The organism is Sulfurimonas sp. ST-27, from assembly GCF_048081595.1.
Classification (GTDB): domain Bacteria; phylum Campylobacterota; class Campylobacteria; order Campylobacterales; family Sulfurimonadaceae; genus Sulfurimonas; species Sulfurimonas hydrogeniphila.
Genome location: NZ_CP182226.1, coordinates 155,248 through 168,907, shown reverse-complemented (window position 1 = coordinate 168,907; position 13,660 = coordinate 155,248). Strand labels below are relative to the sequence as shown.

Annotated in this window: 16 protein-coding genes and 5 tRNA genes; 8 read left to right on the top strand and 13 right to left on the bottom strand. The window is 39.7% G+C overall.

Translation table 11 applies throughout. From position 1 onward, the window contains the following. Window positions 1-108 precede the first annotated feature (108 nt). The gene (locus ACM66U_RS00870) at window positions 109-390 is read right to left on the bottom strand and encodes a hypothetical protein (protein ID WP_230973273.1); all 282 of its coding nucleotides are present in this window, start codon (window positions 388-390) and stop codon (window positions 109-111) included. Beyond that, entirely contained in the window at window positions 387-1,724 is a 1,338-nt protein-coding gene (locus ACM66U_RS00865; RefSeq protein ID WP_151901283.1) for a sodium-dependent transporter, read from the bottom strand. Before ACM66U_RS00865 ends, ACM66U_RS00870 begins: the two co-directional genes overlap by 4 nt. Before the next feature lie 148 nt (window positions 1,725-1,872). On the opposite strand from ACM66U_RS00865, the gene ACM66U_RS00860 reads away from it, so the two are divergent. From ACM66U_RS00860 to ACM66U_RS00840, 5 genes are all read left to right on the top strand, one after another. After that, window positions 1,873-1,950: transfer RNA gene (locus ACM66U_RS00860), tRNA-Pro, on the top strand. Window positions 1,951-1,974: 24 nt separating this feature from the next. Next, a tRNA-His gene (locus ACM66U_RS00855) sits at window positions 1,975-2,051 on the top strand. A 41-nt stretch (window positions 2,052-2,092) separates the two neighbouring features. Next, window positions 2,093-2,169, top strand: a tRNA-Arg gene (locus tag ACM66U_RS00850). Between the two features lie 5 nt (window positions 2,170-2,174). Next, window positions 2,175-2,251: transfer RNA gene (locus ACM66U_RS00845), tRNA-Arg, on the top strand. A gap of 50 nt (window positions 2,252-2,301) precedes the next feature. Beyond that, window positions 2,302-2,386 (top strand) — tRNA-Leu (locus ACM66U_RS00840). Between the two features lie 54 nt (window positions 2,387-2,440). On the opposite strand, the gene ACM66U_RS00835 is transcribed toward ACM66U_RS00840, so the two are convergent. Then, on the bottom strand, window positions 2,441-2,854 hold the full coding sequence (locus ACM66U_RS00835; RefSeq protein WP_151901302.1) for an RrF2 family transcriptional regulator: 414 nt from the start codon (window positions 2,852-2,854) through the stop codon (window positions 2,441-2,443). A 134-nt stretch (window positions 2,855-2,988) separates the two neighbouring features. Between ACM66U_RS00835 and ACM66U_RS00830 the strand changes: the two genes are divergently transcribed. Further along, a complete protein-coding gene (locus ACM66U_RS00830) occupies window positions 2,989-3,423 on the top strand; it encodes a globin domain-containing protein (RefSeq protein WP_151901303.1) in 435 nt (144 codons plus the stop codon). 19 nt (window positions 3,424-3,442) lie between these two features. Here ACM66U_RS00830 and ACM66U_RS00825 read toward each other — a convergent pair whose 3' ends face one another. The 3 genes from ACM66U_RS00825 to ACM66U_RS00815 are packed head-to-tail and all read right to left on the bottom strand — an operon-like array spanning window position 3,443 to window position 6,199. Continuing rightward, window positions 3,443-4,144 (bottom strand): SIR2 family NAD-dependent protein deacylase, encoded by a 702-nt coding sequence (locus tag ACM66U_RS00825; RefSeq protein ID WP_418640924.1) that lies wholly within the window; start codon window positions 4,142-4,144, stop codon window positions 3,443-3,445. Next, window positions 4,132-5,379 (bottom strand): sugar MFS transporter, encoded by a 1,248-nt coding sequence (locus tag ACM66U_RS00820; protein ID WP_418640923.1) that lies wholly within the window; start codon window positions 5,377-5,379, stop codon window positions 4,132-4,134. Before ACM66U_RS00820 ends, ACM66U_RS00825 begins: the two co-directional genes overlap by 13 nt. After that, window positions 5,372-6,199 carry an HAD-IIB family hydrolase gene (locus tag ACM66U_RS00815; RefSeq protein ID WP_418640922.1) on the bottom strand — a complete coding sequence of 276 codons (828 nt, stop codon included), beginning with the start codon at window positions 6,197-6,199 and terminating at the stop codon, window positions 5,372-5,374. Before ACM66U_RS00815 ends, ACM66U_RS00820 begins: the two co-directional genes overlap by 8 nt. A 69-nt stretch (window positions 6,200-6,268) precedes the next feature. Here ACM66U_RS00815 and ACM66U_RS00810 point away from each other — a divergent pair, with 69 nt between their 5' ends. Continuing rightward, window positions 6,269-6,976, top strand: coding sequence for an SDR family oxidoreductase (locus ACM66U_RS00810; protein ID WP_418640921.1), 708 nt, complete (start codon window positions 6,269-6,271; stop codon window positions 6,974-6,976). On the opposite strand, the gene ACM66U_RS00805 is transcribed toward ACM66U_RS00810, so the two are convergent. Then, window positions 6,966-7,220, bottom strand: a complete 255-nt coding sequence (locus ACM66U_RS00805; RefSeq protein WP_151901307.1) for a hypothetical protein — start codon at window positions 7,218-7,220, stop codon at window positions 6,966-6,968. The genes ACM66U_RS00810 and ACM66U_RS00805 overlap by 11 nt on opposite strands. Next, window positions 7,207-7,581: a flagellar export chaperone FliS gene (fliS, locus tag ACM66U_RS00800; RefSeq protein ID WP_418640920.1), complete on the bottom strand. Its 375-nt coding sequence runs from the start codon at window positions 7,579-7,581 to the stop codon at window positions 7,207-7,209. Before fliS ends, ACM66U_RS00805 begins: the two co-directional genes overlap by 14 nt. 158 nt (window positions 7,582-7,739) lie before the next feature. On the opposite strand from fliS, the gene fliD reads away from it, so the two are divergent. Continuing rightward, window positions 7,740-9,131: a flagellar filament capping protein FliD gene (gene fliD, locus ACM66U_RS00795; protein WP_151901309.1), complete on the top strand. Its 1,392-nt coding sequence runs from the start codon at window positions 7,740-7,742 to the stop codon at window positions 9,129-9,131. A gap of 11 nt (window positions 9,132-9,142) precedes the next feature. On the opposite strand, the gene ACM66U_RS00790 is transcribed toward fliD, so the two are convergent. Genes ACM66U_RS00790 through ACM66U_RS00770 form a run of 5 tightly spaced genes read right to left on the bottom strand, consistent with a single transcriptional unit; the run spans window position 9,143 to window position 13,658 of the window. Next, window positions 9,143-9,844, bottom strand: a complete 702-nt coding sequence (locus ACM66U_RS00790) for a nucleotidyltransferase family protein (protein WP_346389156.1) — start codon at window positions 9,842-9,844, stop codon at window positions 9,143-9,145. Beyond that, on the bottom strand, window positions 9,845-11,257 hold the full coding sequence (locus ACM66U_RS00785) for a PfkB family carbohydrate kinase (RefSeq protein WP_418640919.1): 1,413 nt from the start codon (window positions 11,255-11,257) through the stop codon (window positions 9,845-9,847). Between the two features lie 7 nt (window positions 11,258-11,264). Next, a complete protein-coding gene (locus tag ACM66U_RS00780) occupies window positions 11,265-12,374 on the bottom strand; it encodes a radical SAM/SPASM domain-containing protein (RefSeq protein WP_418640918.1) in 1,110 nt (369 codons plus the stop codon). Window positions 12,375-12,385: 11 nt separating this feature from the next. Beyond that, on the bottom strand, window positions 12,386-12,844 hold the full coding sequence (locus tag ACM66U_RS00775; protein WP_230973274.1) for a transketolase: 459 nt from the start codon (window positions 12,842-12,844) through the stop codon (window positions 12,386-12,388). A gap of 22 nt (window positions 12,845-12,866) precedes the next feature. Next, window positions 12,867-13,658, bottom strand: a complete 792-nt coding sequence (locus tag ACM66U_RS00770) for a transketolase (protein WP_418640917.1) — start codon at window positions 13,656-13,658, stop codon at window positions 12,867-12,869. Window positions 13,659-13,660 lie beyond the last annotated feature (2 nt).

Here is a 13,660-nt window from a genome sequence, read left to right as displayed (position 1 = left end):
TGGAGCGGGTGTTTGTAATCTGACGGATTGGCTGCCTTGTACACCAGTCCGCCTACTGCCAAAAGCAAAACAACTGCGATAATAATATTTTTTACCATAAAAACCTCCTTATTTAATATCAAATTTTTCAGAAAGATGTGTCATCAAAAGAAGTTTTCCCATTCCCTCAAAAAATTTTTCAATTCCCATCTCTTTTGCAACTACCGCTTTTTTCAAAGCACTCAAAAATACCAGCCGTGACTCTTCTGATGCCTGCATATACGTTTCTATAATATAGATAAAACTCAAAGAGTGTACTTTGCCGTTCACATCAAAATCTATAGCAGAGACCGGATTTATTCCCTCCTTTTCCAAGATTTTTATACACTCGTCTTTAATTTTGTCCATCATATAATCCCCATTAGTGAAAGCATCACCACAAACATGGCGACAGGCGTAATATAGCGAAGAGAAAAGTACCATGGACCAAAGGCCCATTTTAACTGTGGTTTCATTGTTGCTTCCACTTCTGAACGCGGCATGACATAACCGACAAAAATCGCCATTAAAAGCCCGCCAAGAGGCAACATAATCGCAGCAGTCACATAGTCAACCCAGTCAAAAAAGTTTTTGCTGCCCCATGTCAGATACTCTTTTGCACCGTCTATGTTTGAGAGAATGGCAAAAATACCGAAAAACCAGAAAAATGTCCCCACAGAAAGAGTCGACTTGAGACGATTCCAGCCAAATCGGTCTATGAAATACTGTACCATAGGCTCAACAAGAGAAACAGAAGATGTCAATCCTGCAAAGGCCAAAGCAATAAAAAACAAAATGGCAAAAATATTTCCGATGATGCCCATCTCATAAAATGCAGCCGGCAAAGAGATAAAGACAAGCCCCGGACCTTTTGCAGGACCCGAACCGTACTGGTACAAAAAGGTAAAAAGCATCAGTCCCGCGACTATGGCTATTGTCGTATCCAAAAAGACAACCCAAAAAGCGCTCTTGACAATATTTGCATTTTTTTCAAGTGATGCCGCATAGGTCATAATGGCACCCATCCCAAGACTCAATGTAAAAAAAGCATGCCCGACAGCGACCACAAAGGCTTCCGAGGTAATCTTGGACCAGTCAGGAGAGAACATAAAGGTGACCGCTTTTGAAAAACCGTCCAGTGTAACTGCATACGCAAACATCGAAGCCAAAATAATCATCAGTGCCGGCATCAAAAACATATTGAGCTTTTCTATACCGCCTTTTAAACCCTTGTGCAGGACATAGGTAATCATAACAAAGGAAAGCGTATGGTAGAAAAACTGTGTCCAGAAATCAGCATGAAGCATCTTTGTAAAGGTTGTTTCTGCTTCGGCAACCGTCGAGGGAAGATAGGTCAGCGAGGTAACTATATAGTTGAATATCCATCCGATGACTACAGAATAGAATATCATGATAAAAAGACCTGCCAGCCCCTGAAAACCGGCAAATTTCCATAAGTTTTTATGTTTTGGTGCCAACACTTCAAAAGAGGTCACGGTATCACGTCTGCCAAGATACCCGATGAGCATTTCCGCTGTCATAATGGAAAAGCCGATAAGCAGTACCGTGATGAGATAAACAAGGACAAAAGCTCCGCCGCCATACTCTCCTGTAATATAAGGAAATTTCCAAATATTTCCAAGTCCTACAGCACTGCCTGCTGCTGCCATTATAAAACCAATCCGACTAAATCTAGCTATTTTCATGAGTAACTTTCTGTATTGAAGTAGTCTAATTATACTGAAAAAATCAGTTTTTTAAAAAGAATTCCAAAATACTATTGACATTTTGAATCAAATTAACTATAATTTCGCCTCATTAATCAGCATAACTGCTTGTTTAATGTGTGCAGGTCGGGGTGTAGCTCAGTATGGTTAGAGTACCTGGTTTGGGACCAGGGGGCCGAAGGTTCGAGTCCTTTCACCCCGACCACTTTATATTTTATATAACAATATGGTGGGATTAGCTCAGCTGGTTAGAGCACTGGTTTGTGGTGCCGGGGGTCGCGGGTTCGAATCCCGTATCCCACCCCATGAAAAAATATAAAAAATTAAATAATATAACAAATGTAGTAGCGTCCGTGGCTCAACTGGATAGAGTTTCGGATTTCGGCTCCGAGGGTTATAGGTTCGAATCCTATCGGGCGTACCATTTTAGCCTCCTTAGCTCAGCTGGATAGAGCAACGCCCTTCTAAGGCGTAGGCCACACGTTCGAATCGTGTAGGGGGTACCACTAAATTTTTTATATTATTTTGTCAGAAGTGACGTTAAAAACTTATCCACGCGGATGTGGTGAAATTGGTAGACACGCCAGACTTAGGATCTGGTGCCGCAAGGTGTGAAGGTTCAAGTCCTTTCATCCGCACCACTTAATTATTTATTCTTTTAAATCTTTCAAAAAAATCAACACAGCTGTCTAGTATTAAATTTTCGTTTCTTTGTCCTTTGCAAGAGAAGCTAAAGAAGTTGTCTGCAGCATATTTTCAATATTTGTCTTGGGTTCAACCCATTGCGAATGCAGGGCACAGGGATTTGACGCGTCACACATTTCAAAACCCAAAATACACCGGTCAAATTCCAACGGTTCACCTATTGCTTCAAGAATATCACATAAAAATATTTGCTCAGAATCCTTTGCCAGGTTAAAACCTCCGTTGCGTCCTTTTGAGGCATGTACCAAACCCTGTTTTTCAAGTTGGGTCATAAGTTTCGTAAGGTATTTATAAGGAAGCTCCAACTCTTTATGCAAAAAAGAGACTGAATGTGCCTTATTTGGGTAACGGTCCAGGTAGGACAAAGCGCGAATAGCATATTCAGTTGTTTTTGAAAAGTGCATAAAATACCTCGAAAAATTGAGTTTATTGATTGTAACTTATAAATCATAACAGATTGCTTTTTAGTTAAACAACAATATACCACTTTAAGGTAGTATATATATAATTCCGCATAAATTAAATTAAGGAATATCCTATGAGCTTATCTCAAGAGACAGTAACAGCTGTTAAAAAAACAATCCCGTCAGTCGGAAAAAATGCCGAAAAAATAACAACACGTATGTATGAAATACTTTTCAGCAAATACCCTGAAACAAAACCTTTGTTTGCAAATGCACAAGGTGATCAGCATAAAAAACTCGCAGGTGCTATTGCAGCTTTTGCCGCAAATATTGACAATCTTGGCGCTTTATCTGCAGCAGTTGAAAAAATGGCAAATACACATGTACTGACAAAAGTAAAGCCGGAACACTATCCTATGGTTGCCGATGCTTTAATCACCGCTATGGGCGATGTTTTAGGTGATGATTTCACTGATGAATACAAACAGGCATGGATCGAAGCATATACATTTTTGGCCAATATTTTAATGCAACGCGAAAAAGAGCTTTACAGCCAACAAAATAGTTAAATTAACCTTAGGTTCAAACCTAGGGTTTTAAAAACTCTTCTATATCATTTACAATTTCATCAATTGCCACAGTCGCTTTTTTATACAGCACTTTTGAATACAATTCATCATTTATTGCACTGCTTTTTTCTAAATTATTGAGTATGGAATATCTGATATTTCCCTGCAAAAAAGCATCTGTATTGATAACATTGCCGCTTGTTCCTATAACAACCAACATTTCACAATCCTGCAGTTCATTGTACAGATCCTGGTATTTCGGAGCCTGTTCTGCAAAAAAGACAATATTCGGGCGTAGTTTATTTGAACATTGAGGACAGTTCTCATATGCTTCACGTAATTTCCTATAGCCTATATTATCTGTAAAACCACAGCTTTCACACCTGACTTCCGGTAGAAACCCATGCAAATGTAAAACATCTCTGCAGCCTGCACGTTCAAACATATCATCAACATTTTGTGTGATCACGGCTATGTCATCCGGATACTTTTCTTTTAATCTGCTGATTTCACTGTGTGCTTTGTTTGGTTTTTTATCTTTTATCTCTTCTCTTCGTTTGTCATAAAACCCTATCGTAGCCTCATAATTCCAGTCCAGGCAACCGGCATAACAGATCTCTTCTATTTTATAGTTCTCCCAGAGTCCGCCGCTGTCCCGAAATGTTGAAATTCCACTCTCCGCACTCACTCCTGCGCCGCTGAATATTATTACTTTTGCCATGATTTCCTCCAACCTGTCATTTTATGCCATTGTAATCCATACATCAGAATCACTGCATAACAAATAATGCCTATCAGATAAGACATCTGCATATCCTGTGTCAGTAGTGCCACTTTTCCAAAAACAAGCGGTACAACTGCTCCGCCTGCTATTGCCATAATGAGTAATGCACTTCCTTTGGCTGTGTGCTTGCCCAAATTTTTTAATGCCAAAGGCCAGATTGTCGGCCAGACAAGAGCATTTGCCAAACCTAGCATTGCCACAAAAGCCACGCTGTCAGGAAGGCCCGTTATAATGTGTGACTCAGTCGCAGAGCTAAAGGCCACTCCAAACAAAAAAACAATACCAAACAAGGCAGAAAGAACAAGTGCTTTTTCCTGCGATAAATATTTTGGTATAAAAAAAACACCTGCAAGATAGCCGACAACCATAAATCCCATAGTGTATGCAGTTAAGGCAGTTGCATTGGACATACCCAGACTTTGCCCGTACAGCCCAATCGTATCACCGGCTATAACTTCTATGCCGACATAAAAAAAGAGTGCCAAAGCCCCCAATACAACCCGGGGAAAAGCAAGAATACCTGCCTTATCATACGGATCATCTTCAAACTTCACATCAGGCAATGAGGAGAACCAGACAAAACAACTCAACAAAAAAAGTATCCCTGCCATTGCCATGTAGGGGCTAATGAGCTTATGTGCCAGTTCTTGTGTATTTATACTTTCCAGGTCTACGCCAAAACCGATGTCTGCCAATATAAATGCGGTAAAAAGAAGCGGAGCCAAAACACCTGCACTTTTGTTGATGAGTCCCATTATACTGATACGCATTGCCGCTGATTCTATCGGCCCTACCAAAACCATATAGGGATTTGATGCCGTTTGTAGTATTGTGAGTCCTGTTCCAAGTGTAAAAAGTGCTGCCAGAAAAACCAAAAATTCACCGCTCAGTGCTGCGGGAATAAAAAGCAAAGCACCAAGACTCATGACCAGAAGTCCCAGTGCCATCCCTTTTTTATAGCCTGTTTTTTCCAAAATCACAGCCATTGGCAACGCCATTACAGTGTACGCAATATAAAAAGCAAAGGTCACAAAGAGCGCTTCAAACTCATTTAAATGACAGATAACTTTCAGATAGGGAATCAGAGAGCCGTTGAGCCAGGTTACAAAACCGAATATAAAAAACAAAACACCTATAATGCTCATTGCCAAAACACTTGACTGTTTATGCATTGCTGATTTCCTGCAGATACTTTGCCACACCGTCTTCATCATTTGTATCTTTTAACACTATGTCAGCACACTCTTTTACCTCTTTTTGAGCATTTGCAACCGCTACGGAAGTCTTTGCAAGCCTAAACATACCTATATCGTTAAAATTATCGCCAAATACTGTTAGCTTTTTCAAATCAAAACCGGCCGCTTCACTGACACTCTGTATGCCATGAGATTTATCGGCATCTTTATGCAAAAGTGTCAAAAAATAGCATCCCATATAGGCTTCGGGTGCCAAAATATACTTCAGTTCCTCCCCAAAAACAGCTCTGAGATTTTTTTCCAACTCCCTTAAAAGTGCTTCATCTCCCATATAAACGATTTTAAAATTGTTCTGCATGGCTCGTAAATTTTCAAACACCTGTGTATGGTCATCATTCACATAGCGTTTTATTATTTCACTTTGATAGCTGTTGAGCGTTGTAGAATAAGAAAATGCTTCATTAAGTTCATCATCAACCAAAGAAAGTACAAAAGGATAAATGCCGAGTTTTGCACCTTCTTCTATGATGGTGTCGCCTGCTTCTTTGGTCACAAACTTTGTATCAATGATCTTTTTATCCATTGTCGCGATGAGTGCACCGTCAAGCAGTATCATCGGCGCATTCACATGCACACCTTGTAAAAACTGTGCCGTTTTTTTATAGGTTCTTGCTGTTGCAACAGATAAAATCGATCTGTCTGCATACGAGTTCCATATATTTTTAGTATAATCACTCAAAGACAAATCACTCCGTAAAAATGTGTGATCCAGGTCCGTTATGTAAATATTTTTCATACATATAGTATATCAAAATTGTGAAAATAAATTTGACAAGAACTAAATTTCAATACAGGAAGGCACTAAATGTCGAGTCGTAAAAAAGCAGTAGTCACCGGAGCAAGCAGCGGAATAGGAAAAGCAATAACAAACAAACTGCTAACACTCGGGTTTGAAGTGTTAGGTGTTAGCAGAAGTATACAGGAGAAGGATTTCAGTCATGTAAACTTTCAGGCAGTTACATGTAACCTCGCAAAAGAAAAAGAGACAATAAAACTATGTGAAAAGCTTAAAAAAGAAAATCTCTTTTTACATGTAAACTGCGCAGGTTTCGGCCGTTTTGAACCGCATGAAGAGTTACATGTAAACACTATTACCGCCATGACATTTTTAAACCTTACCGCTCCGATGCTGCTCACAAATGCCTCGCTGCGTTCTCTCAAAGAAAATGAAGGCTACCTCATCAATATCAACTCCATTGAAGCCTTGCGGGCAAGTAAGTTTGCGGCCGTTTACTCAGCCACAAAAGCAGGTCTCAAAGCTTTTGGCGATGCCCTTTTCGAAGAAACCAGAAAAAGCAGACTCAGTATAACAAACATAAATCCGGATATGACACAAAGCAACTTTTATGATGAGCTGCGTTTTGATGTCAGTCCAAAAGAAGATGAAAAGCTGATTGCTGCGGATATTGCCGATGCTGTAGAGCATATACTCACCATGCGAAAAGGTGCCGTGGTCACTGAGTATACTCTCAGAAGTTTACATTTTGGAATTGCTAAAAAAGCTAAGAGGTGATGTCAAACTTATTATTTGTCATTGGAGCAGTTGCACCTAAAAAATCTTGATGCTGGCGTAACTTTTTTAAAGTCTCTCCTGTTTCACTTTTCAGTTGCCTTACAACTTTTAATGCCTCTTTTATAAGTAAAGCAGCAGATTTCATCTGCTCTATTGTCTCAAACTTTGGCATTTGTGATACAAGTATATCAATGCGTTGTGCATTTTTTTCTATAATGGCAATCTGCAGTTTAGTATGCCACATCAGTTGTTTCTCTCCATCCTGCAAGCAAACCTTTGAAAACATTACTTACCTCATCAATTTTTGCTGTATTGTTTTCAATATTTGCATAACTTAATAATTGGATCTGATAATTATAAAGTCCGTCCAGATATACAGCAACCTCTCCCTGCGATTTATCCAGCACTGCAATCAGTTCTACAATTACTGAAACGGAACGGTTTATCCAATATACTTTTTTCGCATTATCTTCATCCAAAATAGCTTTTTTTGCCTGTGCATTAAAACGTAAAACACCCTCATACATCATTTCTATTAATTTTTCCGGTGATTCTATATTGACATTGTTTTGATTGTAAATATTATAAGCTGCATTACTGTACATCGCAGATTCCTTTTGTTTTTCTTCATTGTTCATTCAATGTATATCGGCAACATTATGAATAACTTGAACATAAATTTATAAAAAAACATTGTCAATTATGCTAAAGTTTTTATCGCTTAAGACGATATAGTTATAATTATTGAAAGAAGGAATTTATTATGGCAGGAAACATCAGTTCACTCGGTATAGGTTCAGGTGTTTTAACAGCAGATGTTATCGACCAACTCAAAGCAGCCGACACGGCAAAAATAATTGACCCTATTGACAGAAAAATTGAAACAAACAATCAAAAACAGCAATCATATGACCTCCTCTCTTCATATATGAATAGCTTTAAGGGAAGTACTTTTGCCCTTAGTAACGATACTCTTTTTGACAATAAAACAGTTGATGTAAGCGGAGCTGCCGAAGTTACGGTTGATGCCGGAGCCAATGTTGACTCTTTTACTCTCGAAACAGTTACATTAGCCAAAAAAGATATTACAAAACTCGGTGCACTAAACAGTAAAACTACGCCCATCGCTTCTGCAGCCGGCGTTTTGAACCTTGATATCAACGGCACGACCTATAACATTAACTATGATGCGACAACAACACTTGAAAGCCTGACACAATCCATAACAGATATTGCAGGAACCCAGATAGATGCCTCCATTTTAGAGACAAGCTCCGGAGCATTCAGTCTTGTACTCTCCTCCAAACTAACTGGCGCAAATCAAGCTATCACGATAACTGACACAGATGACGGAACCAATGGAACTGGTTCACTTGATGCGGCTCTTTTTGACACGACTGTAACAGACGGCTACCAGAAAATACAAAACGCTACAGATGCTGTTTTTAAATTCAACGGAATCACAGCAACACGCTCAACCAATGAAATAAGTGACTTGATTTTAGGTGTAACTATTACGCTCAAAACGGAGGGGGACATTTCCAATGTTACCATCAATCAAGATACTCAAAAAATTGTTGATGAAATGCAAATGTTTGTTGACAACTATAATACCTTAATGACCAACCTTAACGATATGACCATTTTTGACAAAGAGCAGGGAAAGCGGGGAATCTTCCAGGGAGACAGCTTTGTTAACGGGTTAAAAAGAGATATCGCAGGTACTGTAACAAGCCGTTTTAGTTCAGGGTCTCTTATGGACTACGGAATTGATATAGACAGATACGGAGTAATGAGTTTTGACAGTAGTGTTTTGGAGTCAAAACTGCAAACTGATTCCGCAAGTGTTAAAACTTTTTTTGCAGGAGGAACGGACAGCAACGGCAATACCGTAACAGGTTTCTTTACAAATCTCGATGATAAAGTAAAACAATATACCGGGTATGGCGGGCTTCTCTCAAATTTTGACAGTGGACTGACAAAAGATGCCAAAAATTTAGCCGATGCAAAAGAAAAAGCCCAGGCTTCTCTTGATACAAGATATGAAATTATGACCAAAAGATTCACTGCATACGACGGAATAATCAGCAGACTCAACTCCCAGTTTTCATCACTGCAGCAAATCATCTCAGCGCAACTTAACAGTAACAACTAGCCATCTTGCACTTATACGTACAGATATTCTATCTGTGCCAAGGCATAACTTTCTACAGTTCCAATATCCCTGTGATACACTCTGTTTTCATAAGTGTATATCTTTCCCATAAAATGAGGTAAAACATCCAGACTAAAATCTATATTTTTTTTATGCAAACTTTTCAGAAAAGGAAACAGCGTCGGCTCACAGATATAGACAGCACCGTTTGCCAAATTTGAAGGCGGGTTTTCTACTTTTTCAAAAAAATGCTGTACTATTTCTTTTTCATCCAATTCAACTATTCCACAAGATGACGGTGTATCTGTCTTAAATGTCATCATTGTGATCTCACAGATTTTCGGACGCGTTTTGTGTGCGTTGACAAATGCCTGAAAATCACAAAATGACAAGTTGTCGGCATGAATCAAGAAGAATGCCTCCTCATCAAAAAAATTTTGATTTTGCAGCAGTGTTCCTCCTGTATTAAGCAGTTGCTCTTCATGTACAAGCGTTATTTGTTCACAAAAAGAACTCTTCTCCTTCCATGCCAACACCTGTTCGGCAAGATAGGATGTATTTATCAAAAACTCATCAACTCCTGCTGCACTCAAATTCTCAAGCCAGTAATCCAGCAAAGGCTTCCCGTGAACAGGCACCAGACACTTTGGAATAAAATCCGTAACGGGACGCAGCCGTGTACCCAGTCCGCCTGCAAGCAACAAGGCCTTCATTTACTCCAGCTCCTGTAAAAGTTCATCTTTTTGAATGGGAATATTGCCGACCCGGCTTACCTGAATTGCAGAGGCCAAAGAACCCAAATAGGCACTCTGCCAGATATTTGCACCCACAGCCAGTGCCATCGCGCTACATGTAAGCAGAGAATCTCCTGCTCCGCTGACATCACGGACTGCATTTCCCAAAGCGTTTATGTTATCTGTCAATAAATCATCTTCCCAATTGTTATATATTAAAATACCCTCTGCTCCGAGTGTTGTAAAAACATATTTTGCCTGTGATTTTCTTACCAGTTTGTCCGAAAGCACCACCAAACCCGATTCAAAATCATTTAAAGAAAGTCTGATTTCTCGCTCAGTAGGCGTGACCAGCGTCATATTGTTAAATTTTGAAATATCCCCGACCTGTGAAGAGCTTTGAGAATCAGCGGCCATTAATATACCTGCCTCACGCCCCATTGTTGTAATGGTATCAATAATCTTTTTACTCAGTACACCGTAACTGAAATCTGAAAAAATAATCAAATCCGTACACTCTATATTTTCTTTGACGTCTTGAAGAATTTCTTCCTCTATATCTGTTGCAATACTGTGCTGCTTGAGATGATTGACACGCAGCAGTGTTTTTGTATTGGCACGAAATCTTTGTTTGAGCGTAGTGGGTCTTGTCGTGTCTTTATATAATTTCGCGTCAATATCGAGTTTTTTAAGCCCCTCGTCCAAATAGTTAAAATTTTCATCATCTCCGACAACAGAAACAAACTTTACGTTTGCACCGAGCGTTTTTGCATGACTGGCAACGATGGCGGCGCCTCCTATGAATTTATCGCTTACAAGAGGCGTTACGACGATAGTCGGGTCCTCCTGACTCATCCCCAAAGGCTCACAAATAATGTACTCATCTACAATAGAATCACCTATGACCAAAACATTAAGTTGTGAAAATTTTTCTATAATGGCATTTAAATGCGCCATATCAAAAGAGTGGCGTTGCAAATACGAACTGTTATGTTCTACTTTATAATTGAGTGCAGCGAATTCCTGCTTTAACAAATCTATAGAAGAAAAACCTATCTCTCCGGAGCTAAAAAGAAGTTTGCCGCCATAAGCACTGATAACCTCCAGTTCCGCATTTGATTTATTTGCGAACTCTTTTCCCTTGACAACAATCTCAGGTCTGTTTTGCTTAATGTACTCAAGTGCCGGAACATCCAAAATAAACGCTTCATCCACATAGCTCGTAGCATTGATGGACTCCAGTCTGATATCTTGCGAAATGCCTTTTTGGCTGATTTTATCACTGTTGACACCGACAACAAGGTAATCCCCGCTCTCTTTGGCAAATTTCAACAATCTCAAATGCCCGGGATGCAGCACATTGAAGTCACCCGATACAAATACTTTTTTCATAGCCATACTAAATAAAATTGAGATGCTGCGGCAAATCGCCGCTTGGACGTGTCAGCGCATGTTGTCCTTTTTTATAGGCATCAAGCACTTCATTTGTCTTATCCTGCAAACATAATGTTTCGCACATCGAGCAGGCATCAAACTTGTCCGATGCCAAAAAATCCATCACTTCCCAGTATCTCTCACTTTTGAGTATATCTTTAAAACGCACTCCCGGTTCTGTTATATTAGCTATATGGTACTGCTTGTATTTTTCATTGAAAAAGCTCCCGCACGGGGCTATCAGACCTGTTCCGGACATTTGCAGGTGAAAAGGCGTTCCATGACATCTGCTGTAGTTCCTTTTGCCCTTGGAAAGAATTTTGGACCATTTAGCTTTGACGAGATATTCCTCGTCACTGTAGCTCTCTGCTTCTTTTAAGAGATCAACCAGGTCATCATATTTGTCATAATCAACCCCCAGGGTTCCATCTTCATCGTCACTGCAATGTTTAATAACAAGATAATCAGGTCGCAACTCTTTTCCGAGTTTTGCAAGAGGAATAATCTCATCCGCATCCTGCGGCATCAAGACCATCTGCATCCCGATAGTCACATCAAGATTCATCTCTTTTTTTATCTGCATCGCCATTTTGATGTTTTCGCAGGTTTCATAATACTTCTCAACCGGAACACCCATTATCTCGCTGTACCTTTGCGGTGTTCCCGCACTGAAGTTAAAGCGCAAATATGTCAAAGCCGGCAAAATTTTTCTTAGCACATCTTCTGTGAGTGTATTTCCATGTGTGGCTATAGCCATATCCAAACCGACTTTTTTGCCATAAACGATGACATCTTCATATATAGGGTTTGCCGTACTTTCCCCGTCACTCACGAGACTGATGGCTTTGACTCCCACCTCGGCACAGTCATCCAAAAAGTTTTTCATAATTTCAAAAGTAATCTTATGCGGTTTGTTTCTTTGCATATTTGCATAACAAAAGACACAGTTATACTGACAAGCCTGTGTCAGTGCCATATCAATGGTGATAGGGACAATTCTTTCCCCTCTTTTCCATTGCTCCAAGCGCTCTTGATGCCATAGTATTTTAGATCCATCTAGTATTAATTCTGACATTTATTCTCCATTTATAAGCATCGTAAATATGTAGGTCCGTCATAGGCAAACATATTTTTTATATCTTCTTGCAGCGTCTCTTGTGTCGGTGCAAATATTTTAAAATTTTTAAATATTTTCATCATGGCTATGTCATCATCATCCATACAATGACTTCTGCCCAAACTAGAAAAATAATTATCGGCACCTACACCGATAAGTTTAACATTCATTTTGTGTTCATTTAAATCATAACGAATCTGCTCATACGCACGCATTACCAAAAAAGGCACCTGAGAATAAACAAGCGGCTTCAATCCTGCCAAATACATTCCCGCACTCATGCTCATGGTTGCCTGCTCGCATATACCCGTGTTAAACGTTCGCTCTTTATGATTGTCGAAAAAATCATCCAACACGGCAAAGCCCATATCGCCGACCAGCAAGACCATCTTTTCATCATTTTTAAAATAACTATATATTTCTGCCATAACTTCTTTTTTACCGACCAGTTTACTCATCATCACACCCCAAAACATAGCCGTCTTGCGTCGGGCATCGAAAATGATGGGCTATAGAATTTTCACAAACCGCTACGCCCTTGCCCTTGAGCGTATCACAAAACACAATGGAGAAGTTGTCATTTTTTGTATGAAAAAAGTTCTTTAAGCTTACATGTAAGCTGTTTTCATTATGCCCGTCTATTTTTGAGAAATTATCCGTATAACTGTGCAAGACTTTTGCCAGTCTCTCATTATCAAGCCCCACATCTGTCACTCTGTCCATCGCCTGCAGTTCGTTTGCATCGACAATCAAAAGAAGATTGTCAAGTTGAAATCTGTATGCAAGCGCCAAGGCTTCAAAATTGCTTCCCTCCTGCATCTCTCCGTCTCCGACGATACAGACAACCTTGTTTGTTTTGTTTTGCATTTTAAAAGCCTGTGCCATCCCAACGGCTATAGGCAGTCCGTGTCCGAGTGAGCCGGTAGAGGCTTCTATCATATAGTCCAAATTTTGTGTCAAACATCCTTTAATGGATGCTCCCCTGTAAAAATTATCCAGTTCTTCTTTTGGCAAAAAACCAAGCTCGTTTAAGATCACATAGTACGCATAGGCACCATGCCCTTTGGAAAATATGAGCCTGTCACGGCTTTCATCCTGAGCATTTTTTTTGTTATAGTGCAAAAAATCTCTAAAGAGGACACTCAGCATTTCGACGGTACTCAGTGAGGGTGCCAAGTGTCCTGCTCCTGTTTTGCAGGAGAGTTCTATTGTTTTTTTTCTTATCTCTTTTGCATCTAACAAAA

Bases quoted from the DNA above. Each gene is read 5' to 3' on its own strand.
- ACM66U_RS00870 (WP_230973273.1), bottom strand. From the start codon at position 390: ATGATGGACAAAATTAAAGACGAGTGTATAAAAATCTTGGAAAAGGAG.
- ACM66U_RS00865 (WP_151901283.1), bottom strand. From the start codon at position 1,724: ATGAAAATAGCTAGATTTAGTCGGATTGGTTTTATAATGGCAGCAGCA.
- ACM66U_RS00835 (WP_151901302.1), bottom strand. From the start codon at position 2,854: ATGCACTTTTCAAAAACAACTGAATATGCTATTCGCGCTTTGTCCTAC.
- ACM66U_RS00830 (WP_151901303.1), top strand. From the start codon at position 2,989: ATGAGCTTATCTCAAGAGACAGTAACAGCTGTTAAAAAAACAATCCCG.
- ACM66U_RS00825 (WP_418640924.1), bottom strand. From the start codon at position 4,144: ATGGCAAAAGTAATAATATTCAGCGGCGCAGGAGTGAGTGCGGAGAGT.
- ACM66U_RS00820 (WP_418640923.1), bottom strand. From the start codon at position 5,379: ATGCATAAACAGTCAAGTGTTTTGGCAATGAGCATTATAGGTGTTTTG.
- ACM66U_RS00815 (WP_418640922.1), bottom strand. From the start codon at position 6,199: ATGAAAAATATTTACATAACGGACCTGGATCACACATTTTTACGGAGT.
- ACM66U_RS00810 (WP_418640921.1), top strand. From the start codon at position 6,269: ATGTCGAGTCGTAAAAAAGCAGTAGTCACCGGAGCAAGCAGCGGAATA.
- ACM66U_RS00805 (WP_151901307.1), bottom strand. From the start codon at position 7,220: ATGTGGCATACTAAACTGCAGATTGCCATTATAGAAAAAAATGCACAA.
- fliS (WP_418640920.1), bottom strand. From the start codon at position 7,581: ATGTACAGTAATGCAGCTTATAATATTTACAATCAAAACAATGTCAAT.
- fliD (WP_151901309.1), top strand. From the start codon at position 7,740: ATGGCAGGAAACATCAGTTCACTCGGTATAGGTTCAGGTGTTTTAACA.
- ACM66U_RS00790 (WP_346389156.1), bottom strand. From the start codon at position 9,844: ATGAAGGCCTTGTTGCTTGCAGGCGGACTGGGTACACGGCTGCGTCCC.
- ACM66U_RS00785 (WP_418640919.1), bottom strand. From the start codon at position 11,257: ATGAAAAAAGTATTTGTATCGGGTGACTTCAATGTGCTGCATCCCGGG.
- ACM66U_RS00780 (WP_418640918.1), bottom strand. From the start codon at position 12,374: ATGTCAGAATTAATACTAGATGGATCTAAAATACTATGGCATCAAGAG.
- ACM66U_RS00775 (WP_230973274.1), bottom strand. From the start codon at position 12,844: ATGGCAGAAATATATAGTTATTTTAAAAATGATGAAAAGATGGTCTTG.